19 protein-coding genes are annotated in these 15,316 nt (G+C 61.9%); 4 read left to right on the plus strand and 15 right to left on the minus strand.

Annotated features, from left to right (window positions below; genetic code table 11):
* Nucleotides 1-21 precede the first annotated feature (21 nt).
* Nucleotides 22-744 carry a protein TolQ gene (tolQ, locus tag ACJJVH_RS12035; RefSeq protein ID WP_112800817.1) on the minus strand — a complete coding sequence of 241 codons (723 nt, stop codon included), beginning with the start codon at nucleotides 742-744 and terminating at the stop codon, nucleotides 22-24.
* Between the two features lie 417 nt (nucleotides 745-1,161).
* Entirely contained in the window at nucleotides 1,162-1,617 is a 456-nt protein-coding gene (gene ybgC, locus ACJJVH_RS12040; protein ID WP_113356855.1) for a tol-pal system-associated acyl-CoA thioesterase, read from the minus strand.
* A 136-nt stretch (nucleotides 1,618-1,753) separates the two neighbouring features.
* Between ybgC and ACJJVH_RS12045 the strand changes: the two genes are divergently transcribed.
* From ACJJVH_RS12045 to ACJJVH_RS12055, 3 genes are read left to right on the plus strand one after another with little or no spacing between them, the layout of a single operon-like run.
* The gene (locus ACJJVH_RS12045) at nucleotides 1,754-2,974 is read left to right on the plus strand and encodes an NAD-dependent epimerase/dehydratase family protein (protein ID WP_113356313.1); all 1,221 of its coding nucleotides are present in this window, start codon (nucleotides 1,754-1,756) and stop codon (nucleotides 2,972-2,974) included.
* Nucleotides 2,974-3,837, plus strand: a complete 864-nt coding sequence (locus tag ACJJVH_RS12050; protein ID WP_113356854.1) for a glycosyltransferase — start codon at nucleotides 2,974-2,976, stop codon at nucleotides 3,835-3,837. Before ACJJVH_RS12045 ends, ACJJVH_RS12050 begins: the two co-directional genes overlap by 1 nt.
* Nucleotides 3,834-4,790, plus strand: coding sequence for an NAD-dependent epimerase/dehydratase family protein (locus ACJJVH_RS12055; protein WP_412064042.1), 957 nt, complete (start codon nucleotides 3,834-3,836; stop codon nucleotides 4,788-4,790). The genes ACJJVH_RS12050 and ACJJVH_RS12055 overlap by 4 nt, the downstream gene beginning before the upstream one ends.
* Here ACJJVH_RS12055 and ACJJVH_RS12060 read toward each other — a convergent pair.
* The 8 genes from ACJJVH_RS12060 to ruvC all read right to left on the minus strand — a co-directional run bounded on the left by ACJJVH_RS12060 (nucleotide 4,735) and on the right by ruvC (nucleotide 9,792).
* Nucleotides 4,735-5,298 carry a DinB family protein gene (locus ACJJVH_RS12060; protein ID WP_412064043.1) on the minus strand — a complete coding sequence of 188 codons (564 nt, stop codon included), beginning with the start codon at nucleotides 5,296-5,298 and terminating at the stop codon, nucleotides 4,735-4,737. The genes ACJJVH_RS12055 and ACJJVH_RS12060 overlap by 56 nt on opposite strands.
* 12 nt (nucleotides 5,299-5,310) lie before the next feature.
* Nucleotides 5,311-5,820 carry an NUDIX hydrolase gene (locus tag ACJJVH_RS12065; RefSeq protein WP_412064044.1) on the minus strand — a complete coding sequence of 170 codons (510 nt, stop codon included), beginning with the start codon at nucleotides 5,818-5,820 and terminating at the stop codon, nucleotides 5,311-5,313.
* A 6-nt stretch (nucleotides 5,821-5,826) separates the two neighbouring features.
* Complete coding sequence (locus tag ACJJVH_RS12070) at nucleotides 5,827-6,729, minus strand: metallophosphoesterase (RefSeq protein ID WP_113383717.1); 903 nt, start codon at nucleotides 6,727-6,729, stop codon at nucleotides 5,827-5,829.
* Entirely contained in the window at nucleotides 6,730-7,770 is a 1,041-nt protein-coding gene (gene ruvB, locus ACJJVH_RS12075) for a Holliday junction branch migration DNA helicase RuvB (protein WP_112800807.1), read from the minus strand.
* A 154-nt stretch (nucleotides 7,771-7,924) separates the two neighbouring features.
* The gene (gene ruvA / locus ACJJVH_RS12080) at nucleotides 7,925-8,539 is read right to left on the minus strand and encodes a Holliday junction branch migration protein RuvA (protein WP_412064045.1); all 615 of its coding nucleotides are present in this window, start codon (nucleotides 8,537-8,539) and stop codon (nucleotides 7,925-7,927) included.
* A gap of 12 nt (nucleotides 8,540-8,551) precedes the next feature.
* Nucleotides 8,552-8,965, minus strand: coding sequence for a type II toxin-antitoxin system VapC family toxin (locus tag ACJJVH_RS12085; protein ID WP_113371070.1), 414 nt, complete (start codon nucleotides 8,963-8,965; stop codon nucleotides 8,552-8,554).
* Nucleotides 8,966-8,967: 2 nt separating this feature from the next.
* A complete protein-coding gene (locus tag ACJJVH_RS12090; protein ID WP_075851557.1) occupies nucleotides 8,968-9,219 on the minus strand; it encodes an AbrB/MazE/SpoVT family DNA-binding domain-containing protein in 252 nt (83 codons plus the stop codon).
* Nucleotides 9,220-9,279: 60 nt separating this feature from the next.
* A complete protein-coding gene (gene ruvC, locus ACJJVH_RS12095; protein WP_004117339.1) occupies nucleotides 9,280-9,792 on the minus strand; it encodes a crossover junction endodeoxyribonuclease RuvC in 513 nt (170 codons plus the stop codon).
* Nucleotides 9,793-9,982: 190 nt separating this feature from the next.
* On the opposite strand from ruvC, the gene ACJJVH_RS12100 reads away from it, so the two are divergent.
* Complete coding sequence (locus ACJJVH_RS12100) at nucleotides 9,983-10,981, plus strand: LLM class flavin-dependent oxidoreductase (protein WP_112800801.1); 999 nt, start codon at nucleotides 9,983-9,985, stop codon at nucleotides 10,979-10,981.
* Between the two features lie 232 nt (nucleotides 10,982-11,213).
* On the opposite strand, the gene ACJJVH_RS12105 is transcribed toward ACJJVH_RS12100, so the two are convergent.
* The 5 genes from ACJJVH_RS12105 to ACJJVH_RS12125 form a co-directional block, all read right to left on the minus strand.
* Nucleotides 11,214-11,960 carry a YebC/PmpR family DNA-binding transcriptional regulator gene (locus ACJJVH_RS12105; protein ID WP_113356308.1) on the minus strand — a complete coding sequence of 249 codons (747 nt, stop codon included), beginning with the start codon at nucleotides 11,958-11,960 and terminating at the stop codon, nucleotides 11,214-11,216.
* A 135-nt stretch (nucleotides 11,961-12,095) separates the two neighbouring features.
* Entirely contained in the window at nucleotides 12,096-12,938 is an 843-nt protein-coding gene (locus ACJJVH_RS12110) for an MBL fold metallo-hydrolase (RefSeq protein WP_412064046.1), read from the minus strand.
* A 125-nt stretch (nucleotides 12,939-13,063) separates the two neighbouring features.
* Nucleotides 13,064-13,888 carry a YmdB family metallophosphoesterase gene (locus ACJJVH_RS12115; protein WP_412064047.1) on the minus strand — a complete coding sequence of 275 codons (825 nt, stop codon included), beginning with the start codon at nucleotides 13,886-13,888 and terminating at the stop codon, nucleotides 13,064-13,066.
* 3 nt (nucleotides 13,889-13,891) lie between these two features.
* Nucleotides 13,892-14,479, minus strand: coding sequence for a 5-formyltetrahydrofolate cyclo-ligase (locus ACJJVH_RS12120; protein WP_113383715.1), 588 nt, complete (start codon nucleotides 14,477-14,479; stop codon nucleotides 13,892-13,894).
* Nucleotides 14,480-14,581: 102 nt separating this feature from the next.
* Complete coding sequence (locus ACJJVH_RS12125) at nucleotides 14,582-15,202, minus strand: HAD-IA family hydrolase (protein WP_412065162.1); 621 nt, start codon at nucleotides 15,200-15,202, stop codon at nucleotides 14,582-14,584.
* Nucleotides 15,203-15,316 lie beyond the last annotated feature (114 nt).

Here is a 15,316-nt window from a genome sequence, read left to right on the forward strand (position 1 = left end):
TACTCCGGTTCCGTCCGCTGTTTACTGCGCAGCCTGACGCGGCTGCAGCTTCTCATCGATCTGGCGCGAAAGGATGGCGGAGAATTCGTCCGCGAAACCTTCCATGCGGCCCGAGAGCTTGCCGGCATCGCCAGAGAATTTGTTGTAGGCGATAACGGCCGGGATAGCGGCAACCAGGCCGATGGCGGTTGCCAGCAGCGCTTCGGCGATACCGGGCGCAACGACCGCAAGGTTGGTCGACTTGGAACCGGCGATCGCCTGGAACGAGGTCATGATACCGACGACCGTACCGAACAGACCGATGAACGGACCGGCCGAACCGATGGTGGCGAGCGATGCGAGGCGAGCGGTCAGGTGCTCCGATTCGCGGGCCAGCGTGACGTCCATGGCGCGGTCGATACGCATCTGAAGGCCGATCGGCGAACGGGCGCCGCGCTCGAAGGACTTTTTCCATTCGCGCATCGCCGCGACGAAGATGGCGCTGAGGCCCGTATTGTTGCGCTCCGAAAGCGTGCGGTAAAGCTCTTCGAGCGACTGGCCGGACCAGAAGACCTGCTCGAAATGATCGAACTGCCGGCGCGCTCGCGCGTAGCTCAGATATTTGTCGATGACGATCGCCCAGGTCCACACGGACGCTGCCAGCAGACCTATCATGACGAGCTTGACCACCAAGCCCGCCTGCATGAAGAGCGACCAGAGGGTGATGTCCGGTGTGGTGGCCGCTGCCAATGCTACTTGTTCCATTGATCCAAAATCCCCGAATCCAAACGCCCGGCGCTAGACCGGGCGGCTAAAAGTGATCTCACAAGAATTGTTTGGCAGCCGCCGCTGAACGCCCTGGTCAAGCCTTCCAAGCTTACAACTGCCTTCTTGCCGTCAAATTTGGTCAAAGGAAGGCGTGCACCGCACAAACTCCGACATAACCAGTAAGACACTATTATGGTTAAAAGAATGTTAGCGTCGAAACGAGAAGGATTTAACGGCGGCGAAGGCTATTCTAGCTCCTGGGAAGAATTGACCGGACGAAACCGGCGGCAAACGCAGACAGATCTTGCGCGCCGAATTCCTTCACATAAAACTCAAGTTATTGCAAGGCAGCCGTTAACGATCGCGATAATCTTTGCAAGCAGCCGATCGCCGGCGCGAACAAGGCCCCTTCGCCTAACCGGCGGTTTCCGACGCAGCCAGCATCTGCGAGGCCAGCTTTTCCGGGAGCCGGCGCGGGCGGCCCTTGGCGTTGATGACGGCGATGATGACCTTGGCAGCGATCAGCAGCGTATCGTCGCGCCTTATCTCCTGCGACAGCACCATCTTGGCGCCGCCGGCCTTTTCGGTGACGGTGCGAATGGTCAGCACGTCGTCCATGCGCGCCGGTCCCTTGAAGTCGATCTCCATGCGGTGGACGACGAAAACCAGCCCTTCCTCATCGGCATTCAGCAGCTCGCGCTGTTCCACGCCGAGACAGCGCAGATAGTCCGTGCGCCCCCGCTCGAGGAAATGCAGATAGCGCGCGTGATAGACGAGGCCGGAAAAATCCGTATCCTCGTAGTAGACTCGCTGCACCAGCCGGTGGCTGCCGGCTTCCAGTTCCCCAGCTATCAGAAAGGGGCTGTTCATCGTTGCCGCATCTCCTTGAATGTCCGGCATCTCTTTGGCCGAAGTTCTGCCATCAAGCAAGCTTTGAACAATTGTCATAAATTCCGACTATCCGGAACAGTGCCGGATAGCGGATCGGCGCAGAAGGAATACTCTCATGAAAATAGCGGTTATGGGCGGCGACGGATTCATCGGTTGGCCAACTTCGCTCCATCTCTCAGACGCTGGTCATGAAGTCCACATTCTCGACAATCTCTCCCGCCGATGGATCGATACGGAGCTTGGCGTCCAGTCGCTGACGCCGATGGATTCGATTCAGGAACGCACCCGCATCTGGCACGCCGAAACCGGGCGCCGCATTCATTTCAACCTGATCGACCTCGCCAAGGACTACGAACTGCTGAAAAAGTGGCTGGCCGAGCATCGCCCCGATGCCATCGTGCATTTTGCCGAGCAGCGCGCCGCGCCCTATTCGATGAAGAGCGACCGTCACAAGAACTACACTGTGAACAACAACGTCAACGCCACGCACAATCTTTTGAACGCGCTGGTCGAGCTCAATCTCGACGCGCATCTCGTGCATCTCGGCACGATGGGCGTCTACGGCTATTCCACGGTCGGCGCCGCCATCCCCGAAGGCTATCTCCCTGTCGGCATCGAGACGACCGATGGCCGCACCGTCAGCCAGGAGATCCTTTACCCTGCCAATCCCGGCTCGATCTATCACATGACGAAATGCCTCGATCAGCTGCTTTTCCAGTTTTACGCCAAGAACGACGGTCTGAGGATCACCGACCTGCATCAGGGCATCGTCTGGGGCACGCATACGGAGCAGACGCGCCGGCACGAGCAACTGATCAATCGCTTCGACTATGACGGCGACTACGGCACGGTTCTGAACCGCTTCCTCATCCAGGCGGCGATCGGCTATCCCCTGACGGTGCACGGCACCGGCGGCCAGACCCGCGCCTTCATCCATATCCAGGATTCCGTGCGCTGCATCGAGCTGGCGCTGAAGAACCCGCCGGCCCGCGGCGCGCGCGTCGAAATCTTCAACCAGATGACGCAGACGCATCGCGTGCGCGATCTTGCCGACATGATCGCCAGGATGAGCGGCGCGGAAGTCGTCCGATTGCCGAACCCGCGCAAGGAAGCCCCGGAGAACGAGCTGATCGTCAAGAACGACAAGTTCCTCGATCTGGGATTGGCGCCGATCACGCTGGAAGCCGGTCTTCTGGGCGAAATCGTCGATGTCGCGAAGAAATACGCCTACCGCGTCGATCGCTCGCGCGTCCCGGCCGTTTCGGCCTGGACCAAGGATCTCGCGGCTACGGTCAACCATGATCCCGAAGGCAAGAGGTTGAAATCCGTGTCATGATGCCGGGAAGCGAGATACTGCAGGGGTTGCGCCCGCGAACCCGCCCGCGCGCCGGGCAGGCATTCGTGACGCTCGTCACGAATGCCGATTATGCCATGGGTGCGCTGGCGCTCGCCCGCTCGATCGCCCGCAGCGGCACGAAGGCCGATATCGTCGTGCTTCATACGGCAGGTGTCTGCGAAGACGACCTCGCCCCGTTGGCGGCGCTCGACTGCCGGCTGGTCGAAGTCGAGCATCTGCCGCTGTCGGAAGCGTTCAACGAGCGGCATGCCCGCGGCAATCTTCACGCTGCCGCCCCCTTCACCAAGGGCCGCAAGCCCTCCTTCCACACGCCGCTCGACAATTTCTGCAAGCTGCGGCTCTGGCAGCTGATCGAATACGACACCTGCGTCTTCATCGATGCGGATGCGCTGGTGTTGAGAAATGTCGATCGCCTGTTCGACTATCCGGAATTCTCCGCCGCACCGAACGTCTATGAAAGCCTTGCCGATTTCCATCGGCTGAACTCGGGCGTCTTCGTCGCCAAGCCGTCGCTTGCGACATTCCGGCACATGCTGGAGCGGCTCGACCGGCCCGATGTCTTCTGGCGGCGTACCGACCAGACCTTTCTCGAGACATTCTTTCCGGATTGGCACGGATTGCCTGTATTCATGAACATGCTGCAATATGTCTGGTTCAACATGCCCGCACTCTGGGACTGGAACAGTGTCTCGATCCTGCACTACCAGTATGAGAAGCCCTGGGAGGAAAACCATCCCAAGACCGAGCAGCTCAGACCGCTGATCGAGCTGTGGCATAGTTTCCATACCGGCCGGAACATGCCTGACATCGCGACGCTCGCAAATCCGCGAGTCGCCGCATGAAAATCCTCGTTTCCGGGGGAACGGGCCTGGTCGGCAGGTACATCGTCGAGGAGCTGCTGTCCGCCGGATACAAGATTGCGATCGGCGGCCGCAACGCGCCGCCGGCCGGCCTCTTTCCGCAGCCCGTTTCCTTCGTGCCCCTGAGCCTCGATCCGGCGGAGGATCAGAGCTGCGCTTTCGACGACGCCTATTTCTTCGTGCATGCGGCCTTCAGCCATGTCGCCGGCAAATATCGCGGCGGCGAGGGTGACGATCCGGAAGGGTTCCGACGCCTCAACCTTGATGGCACCGTCAAGCTGTTCGAAACGGCCAGGAAGGCCGGCATTCGCCGGTGCATATTCCTCTCCTCCCGTACCGTCTATGGTGACGCGGTTGCCGGCGGCGAACTGACCGAGGCGACCAAGCCGATGCCGAACACGCTCTACGGCGAGGTGAAGCGCGATGCCGAGCATGCGCTCTTCTCCCTGTCAGCGCCCGGCTTCGTGACCGCGAGCCTGAGGGCGACGGGCGTCTACGGCGACCTCAGGCCCAACAAATGGGACGAGCTGTTCGATGACTATCTGAACGGCAGGCCCGTTCCGTCCCGCGCTGGAACCGAAGTTCACGGCCGCGACCTCGGCCGCGCCCTCCGTCTCTTGCTGGAAACGGAAGCAGCCCGGATAGACCGCGAAGCCTTCAACCTGTCGGATGTTTTGACCGATACGCACGAAATCCTCGGGCATCTTCAGAACGTGACGAACTGTCCTCACGCACTGCCCGCATCCGCGCAGCAGGGCGCGGTCCGCGCCATGGATACCTCGAAGATCCGCGCGCTCGGATGGCAGGGCGGCGGAAAAGCCTTGCTCCGGCAAACGATAGAGACTTTGGCCGGGGCGATGCCGCCACGCCACGGCAGCATCACCGCATCAGCTTCGCCTCGTCCCAACCGAGCTCCGCCAATTCCCCGCCCCTGAACCGCGCATCGTCGGCAGCGAGGAACTCGTCGAGTTGCGGCGGCGCGACGCTGGTTCCGGCGAGCATGGCATGTACCTGGCCACGGTGATGCGTCTGATGCTGGAACAGATGGTTCAGCACATCCTCCGCCCTCTCCCGCTGGATGCGGCCGCTGCGCTGGATATCGACGACCTGCATGGCGGCTTCGGGCGTCAACGCCTCGCAGAGCGCCGCCAGCCGGTGATCGACCTCCGCCTGCTCCCGGCTCAATTCATCGAGCCGGCCATACGGTTCCTCGATATCGAAAGCCCTCAGGCCCAGGGTGCCGCCTTCCAGCGCATCGACATAGAACCAGTCGACCGTCAGGATATGATTGAGGGTCGCCTTGATCGATGGAAAGAAGCTGACGCGCTTCGCTTCGAACTCGCCGGATTTAAGCATCGCGCAGGCGCGATGTAGACGGAGGTTTGCCAGAGCGTTGTTGTAGGCGAGCTTGCGAAAGCCGCGAATTGGATCGAAAGCGGACATGGAACCTCCTCGCTAAGCCCTATCCAGATCGCCATCCCGCCAGACCAGATGGCGGGAGGTCAGCGGCAGGTTCTCGATTTCCTCGGCGATAAAATAGGGCGGGATGTCGAGCGCAACCAGCGCCTCGCGCGTGGCCCGCACCCATTTGAACTCAAGATCGTTGTCGCCGTCCTGAATGCGATGCACGATCCGCTCGGGATCGAACGGAAACTCGGCCGGAATATCCATCAGATAGTAGAGGCCGAGCTCATGCCAATCCAGCTGCTCATAGTGGAAGAAGTTCTCGACCGACCAGAGCAGGCGCCCGACCGTGGCTGTAACGCCGAGCTCTTCCATCATCTCCCGCCGCAAGGTCTCTTCCGAAGTCTCGCCGATTTCGGCGCGGCCACCCGGAAAGGTCCAGAAGCTCTCATGTACGGCGCGATGCACCAGGACATATCCGTCGCGGAAGGCGAGCCCCGCCACACGCACCTGGAAGCGCGCGTGCCCGGCATTCAATCTGATGGGCTTGCGTTTCTGCATGATCCCTTATCCCACGTCGATCACGACGATTTCGGGCGGAACGCCGAAGCGGACCGGCGCGATGGAGCAGCCGAGACCGCCGGAAACGATGATATGGCGCTCCTCCTCCACGATATGGCCGTAGACATACCTGTCACCATAGCGTGAGGGCGAATAGGGCGACCAGCCGAAAATCCTCACTTGTCCGCCATGGGTGTGGCCCGAAAGGGTGAGCGATACGCGCGGCGGAACGGCGGGAAAGATATCGGGCTCATGGGCGAGAAGAACGACGGGTGCATCGTCGCCGACCTGCGCCAGCGTGCCGTCGAGATCGTCCAGCCCCCTCGTATAGGGTCGCTTCCAACGCATGCTCCGGCGCAGCGCCAGCTGATCCTCGACGCCTGCAAGCCAGAAACCCTGTCCATCCTTTTCCAGACGCACGGCCCGGTTGGAATAGACCTCTATGCTGGCGGCCGCCAATGCCCTGTGGCTGAAGGTCGGCCCATGGCCGGTCCTCTGGGCTGTCGCATCATGCCACCAGTCGTGATTGCCGAGAATGGCATGGACGCCGAGCGGTGCCTTCAGCCTCGCCAGCTCCTCCGCCCAGACACGATGATCGACGCGCGCGGTAATGAGATCGGTTCCCGAGGTGTAGTCGCCGAGCAGCACGATGATATCGCCGCCAAGCTCGTTGGCATGGGCACAGATCGAAGCAATGCGCCCTGCCGTCATCCAAGGTTCGCAGGCATGGACATCGGCAAGCGCGACGATCCTGAGCTTGAGACCCGGCGTCCATCCCGGCGGCGTCACCGCGTAACGCGTCACGTCCAGGCGGACGACCGGCTCATATCCGAGGGCATATCCCCCGAGAGCCATCCAACCGAAAACGCTGCCGCCGAAAAGCTTCAGGAAAGCGCGACGGCCAAGCATTCAATCTCCCTCCTGGAACAGCCGAAACTGGGCCGCCTCCAGATCCTTGGGCGGCTGCAGGCCGAGATGTTTCCAGGCAATCGCGGTCAGGACACGGCCGCGCGGCGTCCTTTGAATGAACCCCTGCTGGATCATGTAGGGCTCGATAATGTCCTCGATCGCATCGCGCGGCTCGGAAAGGCCGGCAGCGATGGTCTCGATGCCGACCGGGCCGCCGCCGAAATTGACCGCGATCATGTTCAGATAGCGCTTGTCGAGCTGATCGAGGCCGACATTGTCGACCAGAAGCCGCGTCAGCGCCTCGTCGGCGATCTCCCGCGTCACCGCCTCGGCCTTGGCGACCTCCGCGAAATCGCGCACGCGGCGCAGCAGGCGGCCGGCGATGCGCGGCGTGCCGCGGGCGCGGCGCGCGATCTCGCGAGCGCCCTCATCGGTGATACCCAGGCCCATCAGCCTCGCACCGCGCCGGACGATCAGCTCCAGCTCCTCGACCGTGTAGAAGCTCAGCCGCACCGGGATGCCGAAGCGATCCCGCAGCGGCGTCGTCAGCAGGCCGAGGCGCGTGGTGGCGGCAACCAGCGTGAACTTGGCAAGGTCGATCTTCACCGAACGCGCCGCCGGCCCCTCGCCGATGATGAGATCGAGCTGGAAATCCTCCATGGCCGGATAGAGGATTTCCTCGACCGCCGGATTGAGACGATGGATTTCGTCGATGAAGAGCACGTCGCGCTCCTCTAGGTTGGTGAGCAGCGCCGCAAGATCGCCGGCCTTGGCGATGACCGGGCCGGAGGTCGAGCGGAAATTGACGCCGAGTTCCTTGGCCATGATCTGCGCCAGCGTCGTCTTGCCAAGGCCGGGCGGACCGACGAACAGCACATGGTCCAGCGCTTCGCCGCGCCCCTTGGCCGCTTCGATAAAGACTTTCAGGTTGGCGCGCGCTTCCGCCTGCCCGGTAAAATCGTCCAGCGATTGCGGCCGGAGCGTCGCATCGATGTCTTCGCCCCGCTTTTCCGGCGATATCAGGCGTGCGGGTTCACTCATGTCAGACGTTCCATTCCCGGTATGCGTTTTGCGGCTCTCGCGCCGCAGGCGGGCATCATATCTTCGGCACTCAAAATGTCGTTCGGCACGGAAGCATCGCAAGCCGATCTTCCCGCTTCGAGACAATAATCAGGAACATGGAAGGTGCAAAGCCTCACCGCGACAGTTCCTTGAGCCCGAGGCGGATCAGCCTGGCGCTGTCGGCGCCCTCGCCAGCCGTCTTCATCGCCGCCGCGACAGCGTTGGCGGCCTGATCACGCGAATAGCCGAGATTGGTCAGCGCCGAGACCGCATCGGCGACGGGTGCGGTGGCAACGCCTTCCCCAAGCTCCTGCTTGAGCCCGATATTGGCGGCATCGCCGGCAAAGGCCGGCGCCTTGTTCTTCAGTTCGGTCACGATGCGCATGGCAACCTTCGGGCCGACGCCCGGCGCCCGCGAAACGGCGGCACGGTCCTGCAACGCGATCGCATTGGCAAGCTCGGCAGGCGTCAGCGTCGACAGCAGCGCCAGCGCCACCTTCGCACCCACGCCCTGAACCGTCTGCACGATGTTGAACCACTCGCGTTCCAGCGCGCTCATGAAGCCGAACAGCCGGATCTGGTCCTCGCGCACATAGGTCTCGATAAAGAGAACACAGGCCTCGCCGACGGAACCGAGTTTAGACAGCGTGCGGGCCGAGCAATAGGCGACGTAGCAGACGCCATGCACGTCCACGAGCACATAATCTTCGCCGATCTCTTCGATAGTGCCTTTCAGCTTGCCGATCATGGATGAGGTCCGTCAGGGATGGGTTTCGGGGGAAATGAGGTCAACGGTCGGGAAATAGGACCGATAGCCTTTGGAATCTCGCGTCAATATCGAATAGCCGCGAATGGCCGCATGCGCGCCGATCAGAAAATCGGGAAGAACACGCTCGCGTCCCCCGCCACTCTGGCGATAAATCTTGAAGGCAGCGGCAGCGGCAAATGCGGCGGCCCAAGGCAGGTTTTCGCGGCGGAATTCACTTTGTGGCAGCAGCTCGTCCACCTGGTCCACACTGCTGTAACGCACCGAGAACTCCGCATAGATGATGGGATTGATGACGACCGGTCCTCGCTTGAAAGCGGAAAGAACCTGCCCGCTGGACCAGCCATGCCAGGCTGAATTGGATATCGCCAAATCAACCAGCACATTCGTATCGACCATGATGACCATGTTCACCGATCACGCGTCATCGACATCAGCGCCTCGGCGTCGATATCCTGATCGCCGGTACCTTCCAAACGCTTGAGAGTGGCCATGAACCGATCGAGCCGCTGCCGATCTTCCATCTCCCGTTTACCGTTCTTGGGCGAAACAACCAGCTTTCCATCCTCGACGGAAAATATGACTTCACTGTTGAGCTCTATGCCAGCCAACTCACGCAAGTCGCGGGGGATGGTCACCTGCCCTTTGGATGTCACGCGCATTCTTACTCTCCCGTCCTGCGGTAAGAATTATCATTACCACAGGAACAAGTCAAGAACAAACTACCCTGCCAATGCCGCCTGCCGCAGCCGGCTGGCGCCGCGATTGTGGGCATGGCAGACGGCGATGGCGAGCGCATCGGCCGCGTCGTTTCCCTTGAACTCGACCTTGGGCATCAGGATCTTCAGCATCATGTGGATCTGCTGCTTCTCTCCATGGCCGACGCCGATAACGGCCTTCTTGACCGCATTCGGCGCATATTCCGACACCGGCAGGCCGGCGCGCGCCGGCACCAGCATAACGACGCCGCGCGCCTGACCGAGCTTCAGCGTCGCCACGGCATCCTTGTTGACGAAGGTCTGCTCGACAGCGGCCTCGTCCGGCTGGTAGCTGTGAACGACTTCGGCAAGCCCGTCATGCAGCTGGCAAAGGCGCGACGCCAGATCCATGTCGCCATCCGAGGTCACGGTTCCCGACGCCACGAAGCGCAGGGAGTTCCCGAGCGTATCGATGATACCCCAGCCGGTGCGGCGCAGGCCCGGATCGATGCCGATGATGCGAATCGTATTTTGCATGGGTCAACCTATCTTTCAGGTCTGACATGTGCCAGCAAAATGTGAACAAAACAAAAACAAGGCACAGTTTGCGATCGGCGAAGCCGAGCGGAAAACATCGTGACGAAATTGCGGCACGGGGTTTGGAATGCGGGCACGGCACTCCTACATGTGCAGGCGACCCTCCCTTTCACCACGCAGGTTTCTTGCCATGGTTCCCTTTTCCATCCTCGATCTTTCACCCGTTGCCGAAGGCAGCACCATCCGCCAGTCCTTCGACAGTTCGAGGCGCATGGCACAGAAGGCGGAAGAGCTGGGCTACAACAGGTTCTGGCTCGCGGAGCATCACGGCATGCCCGGCGTGGCCAGCGCCGCGACATCGGTCGTCATCGGCCATATCGGCGCCGCAACCTCGCGCATCCGCATCGGCTCGGGCGGCGTCATGCTGCCGAACCATTCGCCACTCGTCATCGCCGAGCAGTTCGGCACGCTGGAGGCCCTGTTTCCCGGCCGCGTCGATCTTGGCCTCGGCCGCGCGCCGGGAACCGACATGCGCACGGCGCAGGCGCTGCGCCGCAATATGGAGGCCGGTGCGCAGAGCTTCCCCAACGATATCGTCGAGTTGCAGCACCTCTTCAGCCCCGCCGACGAAGGGCAGGTCATCCTGGCCGTGCCGGGTCATGGCGCCAACGTGCCGATCTGGCTCCTAGGCTCCAGCCTCTACAGCGCCCATCTCGCCGCCATGCTCGGCCTGCCCTATGCCTTCGCCTCGCATTTCGCCCCGGACTCGCTGATGGACGCCATCGCCATCTACCGCGAACGCTTCACGCCTTCAGCGACGCTCGACAAGCCTCATGTCATGGTGGGCGTCATGGGCGCCGTGGCCGATACCGACGAGGAGGCGCAGTATCACTTCACCTCGGCAGAGCAGCAATTCGTCAACCTGCGCCGCAACGTGCGCGGCCCCTTCCCGCGTCCGCGCAAGGACATGGACGACTTCTGGACGCCGATGGAAAAGCTGAATGTCGAGCATACGCTGCGCTACGCCGTGGTCGGCTCTCCCGAAACGGCGGAGGCGAAGCTTTCGCAGTTCATCAAGGATACCGAGGCAGACGAAGTCATCATTTCGATGCCGATCCACGACATCGAAGCGCGGCTGAGGTCGGTGGAACTGTTTGCGACGCTGCCGAGCTTCAAGAAAGTATCCTGATCCGCAGCATCGGGCGCATATCGGACATTGGGCCGCCTCGACGCGGCTCAATCAAGCGGCGGGCATCGATCCGCTGCTGCCCCTTGGCGGTATCGCAAAGCACGGCGCGCCGACTGGTTCTTCGCACGCCCCGGATCTTGCTTCCGCAATGACTCCGCCCGGGCGACAACCCCATGACGCAAAAAAAGCCGGCCGCGTCGCTGCGTCCGGCTTCCGGATGGATCGTCGGGAATCAGGCCGAGAGCTTGGCCAGGACTTCGTCGGAGACTTCGAAGTTCGAATAGACATTCTGAACATCGTCGTCGTCTTCGAGGCTGTCGATGAGTTTCATCAGCGACTGCGCCTTTTCCTCGTCGACCGGCACGTTGTTCTGCGCCCGCCAGATCGCCTTGACCGTTTCGGCCTCTCCGAGCGTCGCTTCGAGCGCCTTGGCGACTTCACCGAGGGATTCGAAGGCGCAGAAGATCACATGGCCTTCTTCATCGCTCTCGACATCGTCGGCACCGGCTTCGATCGCCGCTTCCATGACCTTGTCGGCATCGCCAGCGGTCGGCTTGTAGGTGATTTCGCCGACGTGGTCGAAGGAGAAGGATACCGAACCGGTTTCGCCGAGCGCGCCGCCGGCCTTCGTGAAGATCGAGCGGACGTTGGAAGCGGTGCGGTTGCGGTTGTCGGTCAGCGCTTCGACGATGATCGCCGTGCCGCCCGGGCCGTAACCTTCGTAGCGGATCGCATCGTAATTCTCGGTGTCGGCACCGGACGCCTTCTTGATGGCGCGATCGATATTGTCCTTCGGCATGGACTGCGCCTTGGCGTTCTGGATCGCCAGACGCAGGCTTGCGTTCATGGTCGGGTCGGGCAGGCCCGATTTGGCAGCGACGGTGATTTCGCGCGCCAGCTTCGAGAACATTTTCGAACGCACCGAGTCCTGACGACCCTTGCGGTGCATGATGTTTTTAAACTGTGAATGGCCAGCCATGGCACCCCTGTTCACGTCTTTTGTTGGGAATGGGCTGCCTTATAAGAGCGAAGCTGCCTTCATTCAAGCAAAAAGCCGGATAATGGGCATGGAGAACGCCGCGCGTCAGGACGATCGCAGAAGCGGCCGTAACGCTCAGAGCCCCTTGAGCACATAGATCAGCGGCCTGCGCGGCAGCGTCTTCACCGACACCGTGACGCTCGGCGTCGGCGCGTAGCCGACATCGAAATCGGGACCGAACAAGGCCAGGAACTGGTCGATCGGCGGCCCCCAGCGATGCATGGGCAGGATCAGAGACGAGCGAAGCCGCTTGACCACGCGGCTCATGCTGTCGGCCCCCATGGTCAGACCGCCATCGACCGGCACCATCACCACATCCAGGCGGCCGATCTCGGCATATTGCTGGTCCGTGAGTTCGAAATGCAGATGTCCGAGATGGCCGATGCAGAGACCGGCCACCTCGAAGATGAAGATCGAATTGCCGTTGGCCTCGATACCGCCGCCCCAGGCGCGGATATCGGTCACGACATTGCGGATCAGCGTGTCGCCCACGGTCATACGGATCTTTGCCGGCTCGCCGGGGGTATCGCTCCATCCATGCAGCACATATCTGATCGCCGGATCGGGCGTCAGCGTATAGTGGCTCGGATGCGCCTTGTTCATCGTCACGACTTCCGGCGTATAGGGCGGCGGATAGGCGCCGCTGTAATCCGTGGCGATGGAATCGCCGCCCGGCGTTTCGATGAACAGCGTCGCATGGCCGAGAAACGTGATCTTCACGTCGCCATCGACGGGATCGTCGGCGAGCATGGGACCGGCGGGAGAAAAACTGGCGAAGCTCGCTTTGGGGAGAGACTGCGCGATCGCCTGACACTGGCTGGGCTGCGGGCGAACCGGCTTTTGCTGGGCATGCGCCACGCTCCAGCAGAAAAGCATCGACAGGAAGAACACGGCAAGAACAGGAAATCGCGGCATCATGCCATCCCCTCAAGCCCGACAGTGGCGGAAGGATGCGGCATGAGCCGACACAGGTCCAGCGACAATCAGACGCAATTGCTCACAATCGCGTCATCGAATGGCGACGATGAATTATCGTGCAGCGGTCAGTGCCAGAAGTCCGGAATAGTTTCCGCGAGCCGCGGCCCGAGCCGCAGCGGCGCGATTTTCTCTGCCAGTCCGGTGGCGTCCGAAATCTCCACGCCGACGCCACAGATGGTGGCAGGGCCCGAAGCCGCCTCGAAACGGCCCTTCGGCATTTTCGAGATGAAGCGGTTCAGCGGCTCCTCCTTTTCCATGCCGAGCGAGGAATCGTAGTCGCCGCACATGCCGGCATCCGACATATAGGCCGTGCCGCCGTTCAGGATCTGCGCATCCGCGGTCGGCACATGCGTATGCGTGCCGACGACGAAGCTGGCGCGGCCGTCGACGAAATGGCCGAAGCACTGCTTTTCGCTGGTCGCTTCCGCGTGAAAATCGAAGACGATGGCATCGGCCTGTTCCTTCAGCGGGCAGGCATCGAGAATGGCCTCGGCCGACTTGAAGGGATCGTCCAGCTCCGGATGCATGAAGACGCGGCCCATGATGTTGGCGACAAGGACGCGGGCACCGTTGCGCGCGTAATACAGGCCCGAACCGCGGCCGGGCGTGCCGGCGGGATAGTTGGCGGGGCGCAGGAACTGGTCGTGGCGCCCGCAGAAGACGACGGCTTCCTTCTGGTCCCAGACGTGATTGCCGGTCGTCACGACATCGGCGCCGGCATTGATCGTTTCGAGGAAGATATCCTCGGTGATACCGAAGCCGCCGGCGGCATTCTCGCCGTTGACGATGACGAAATCGAGCTTCAGATCGGATACCAGTCCCGGCAGGCGGTCCCACACCGCGCTTCGTCCCGTCTTGCCGACCATGTCACCCAGAAAAAGCAGCCGCATTCGCTATCCAATCACTTCCGAAACGAAATTGAGTCCGCTCTCGGTCAAAATCGCGTCAAGACGGATATCATGCGGCTCAGCCGGTACTGATGGCACTTCTTGGCAATCGAATGCAATGCCGATCAGCCGCGGATTCAAGCCTTTTTGGTGCAGGCGCTCGATGGCGCGATCATAATAGCCCGCCCCATAGCCGATGCGATGGCCGGTTCTGTCAAAGGCGGAGAGCGGCACCAGCATGACGTCCGGGTCCAGTTCCGCCGCGTCGGGGCCCGGCCCGAAAGTTCCAAACCCGCACGACACCAGCGGCGCCCCCGGCACGAGTTCCCGGAAGACGATCGTGCTGCGGTCGAGGATGACGGGCACGCAAAGCCGCGCGCCGCGCGCCCGCAGATGCGCCATCAGCGGCCTTATATCCACTTCGGAACGGATCGGCAGGAAGCCCGAGACGATGCTGCCCGGCCCGACAGCGATGGCGTCGCCGGCATGTGCCGCCATGGCGAGGCCTTTTTCTATCCGGTCTTCGTCCGGAACCGCGTCCCGCGCCGCCAGGCGCTCGCTGCGATATTGGGCCTTCTGTTCTTTGGGAGTCATCGGATCTTCGCGAAAATTTACAATATCACGAAAACATAATGAGCTGGCGGCCTATTGCAATGCGTGAAAGCGACATGCGGCGGGCACATGGCCGAGCCGGCATCATCCGCCGTTGCGGACAATGGACAGCTTTCCTTCCCCGTTCACATGCGCGCGGACATTTTCATAATTCGGCAGCGACGAGTGATCGGTTGCGACGGGATGGGAGTGGGTGGCGGTGATGACAAGCACATCCGCGCCCGCCGCTTCGCCTGCCTTGATGCCAGCCATCACGTCCTCGAACACCAGGCAATCCGAGGTGCGCAGACCCAGACGCTCGGCGCCAAGGATGTAGCCCTGCGGATCCGGCTTGCCGACCTTGACGTCCTCGGCGGTCACGATGAAGCGCGGCACCGGAATGCCGGCGGCGTCAAGGCGCGCCATCGCCAGACGGTATGGGGAGGACGTCACGATCGCCCACCGCTCCGGCGGCAGGGAGGCCAAGAAATCCGCCGCCCCCGGCAGCGCCACCACGCCCTCGACATCGGCAATCTCCGCTTCCATGATGCCGGCCGACTCCGCAACCGGATCGATGCCGGGCAGGTTCAACTGGCTGATCGTATCGACACCGCGCTTGCCATGCATCGTCGGCATGAATTCTTCGACGTTCAGACCCATTCTGCGAGCCCAATTGCCCCATACGCGTTCTGCAGCGGCGATCGAATTGATGATCGTGCCGTCCATATCGAACAGGAAGCCGGAATAGGTCTTGGTGAAGGCGGAAGACAATGCGGAACCTTTCTGGAGGTGACGACGAGCAACCGCGCGGATCGCGCCACTCGTAACGATTGCTTCCTC

The organism is Rhizobium sp. SYY.PMSO (assembly GCF_046840415.1).
Classification (GTDB): Bacteria; Pseudomonadota; Alphaproteobacteria; order Rhizobiales; family Rhizobiaceae; genus Rhizobium.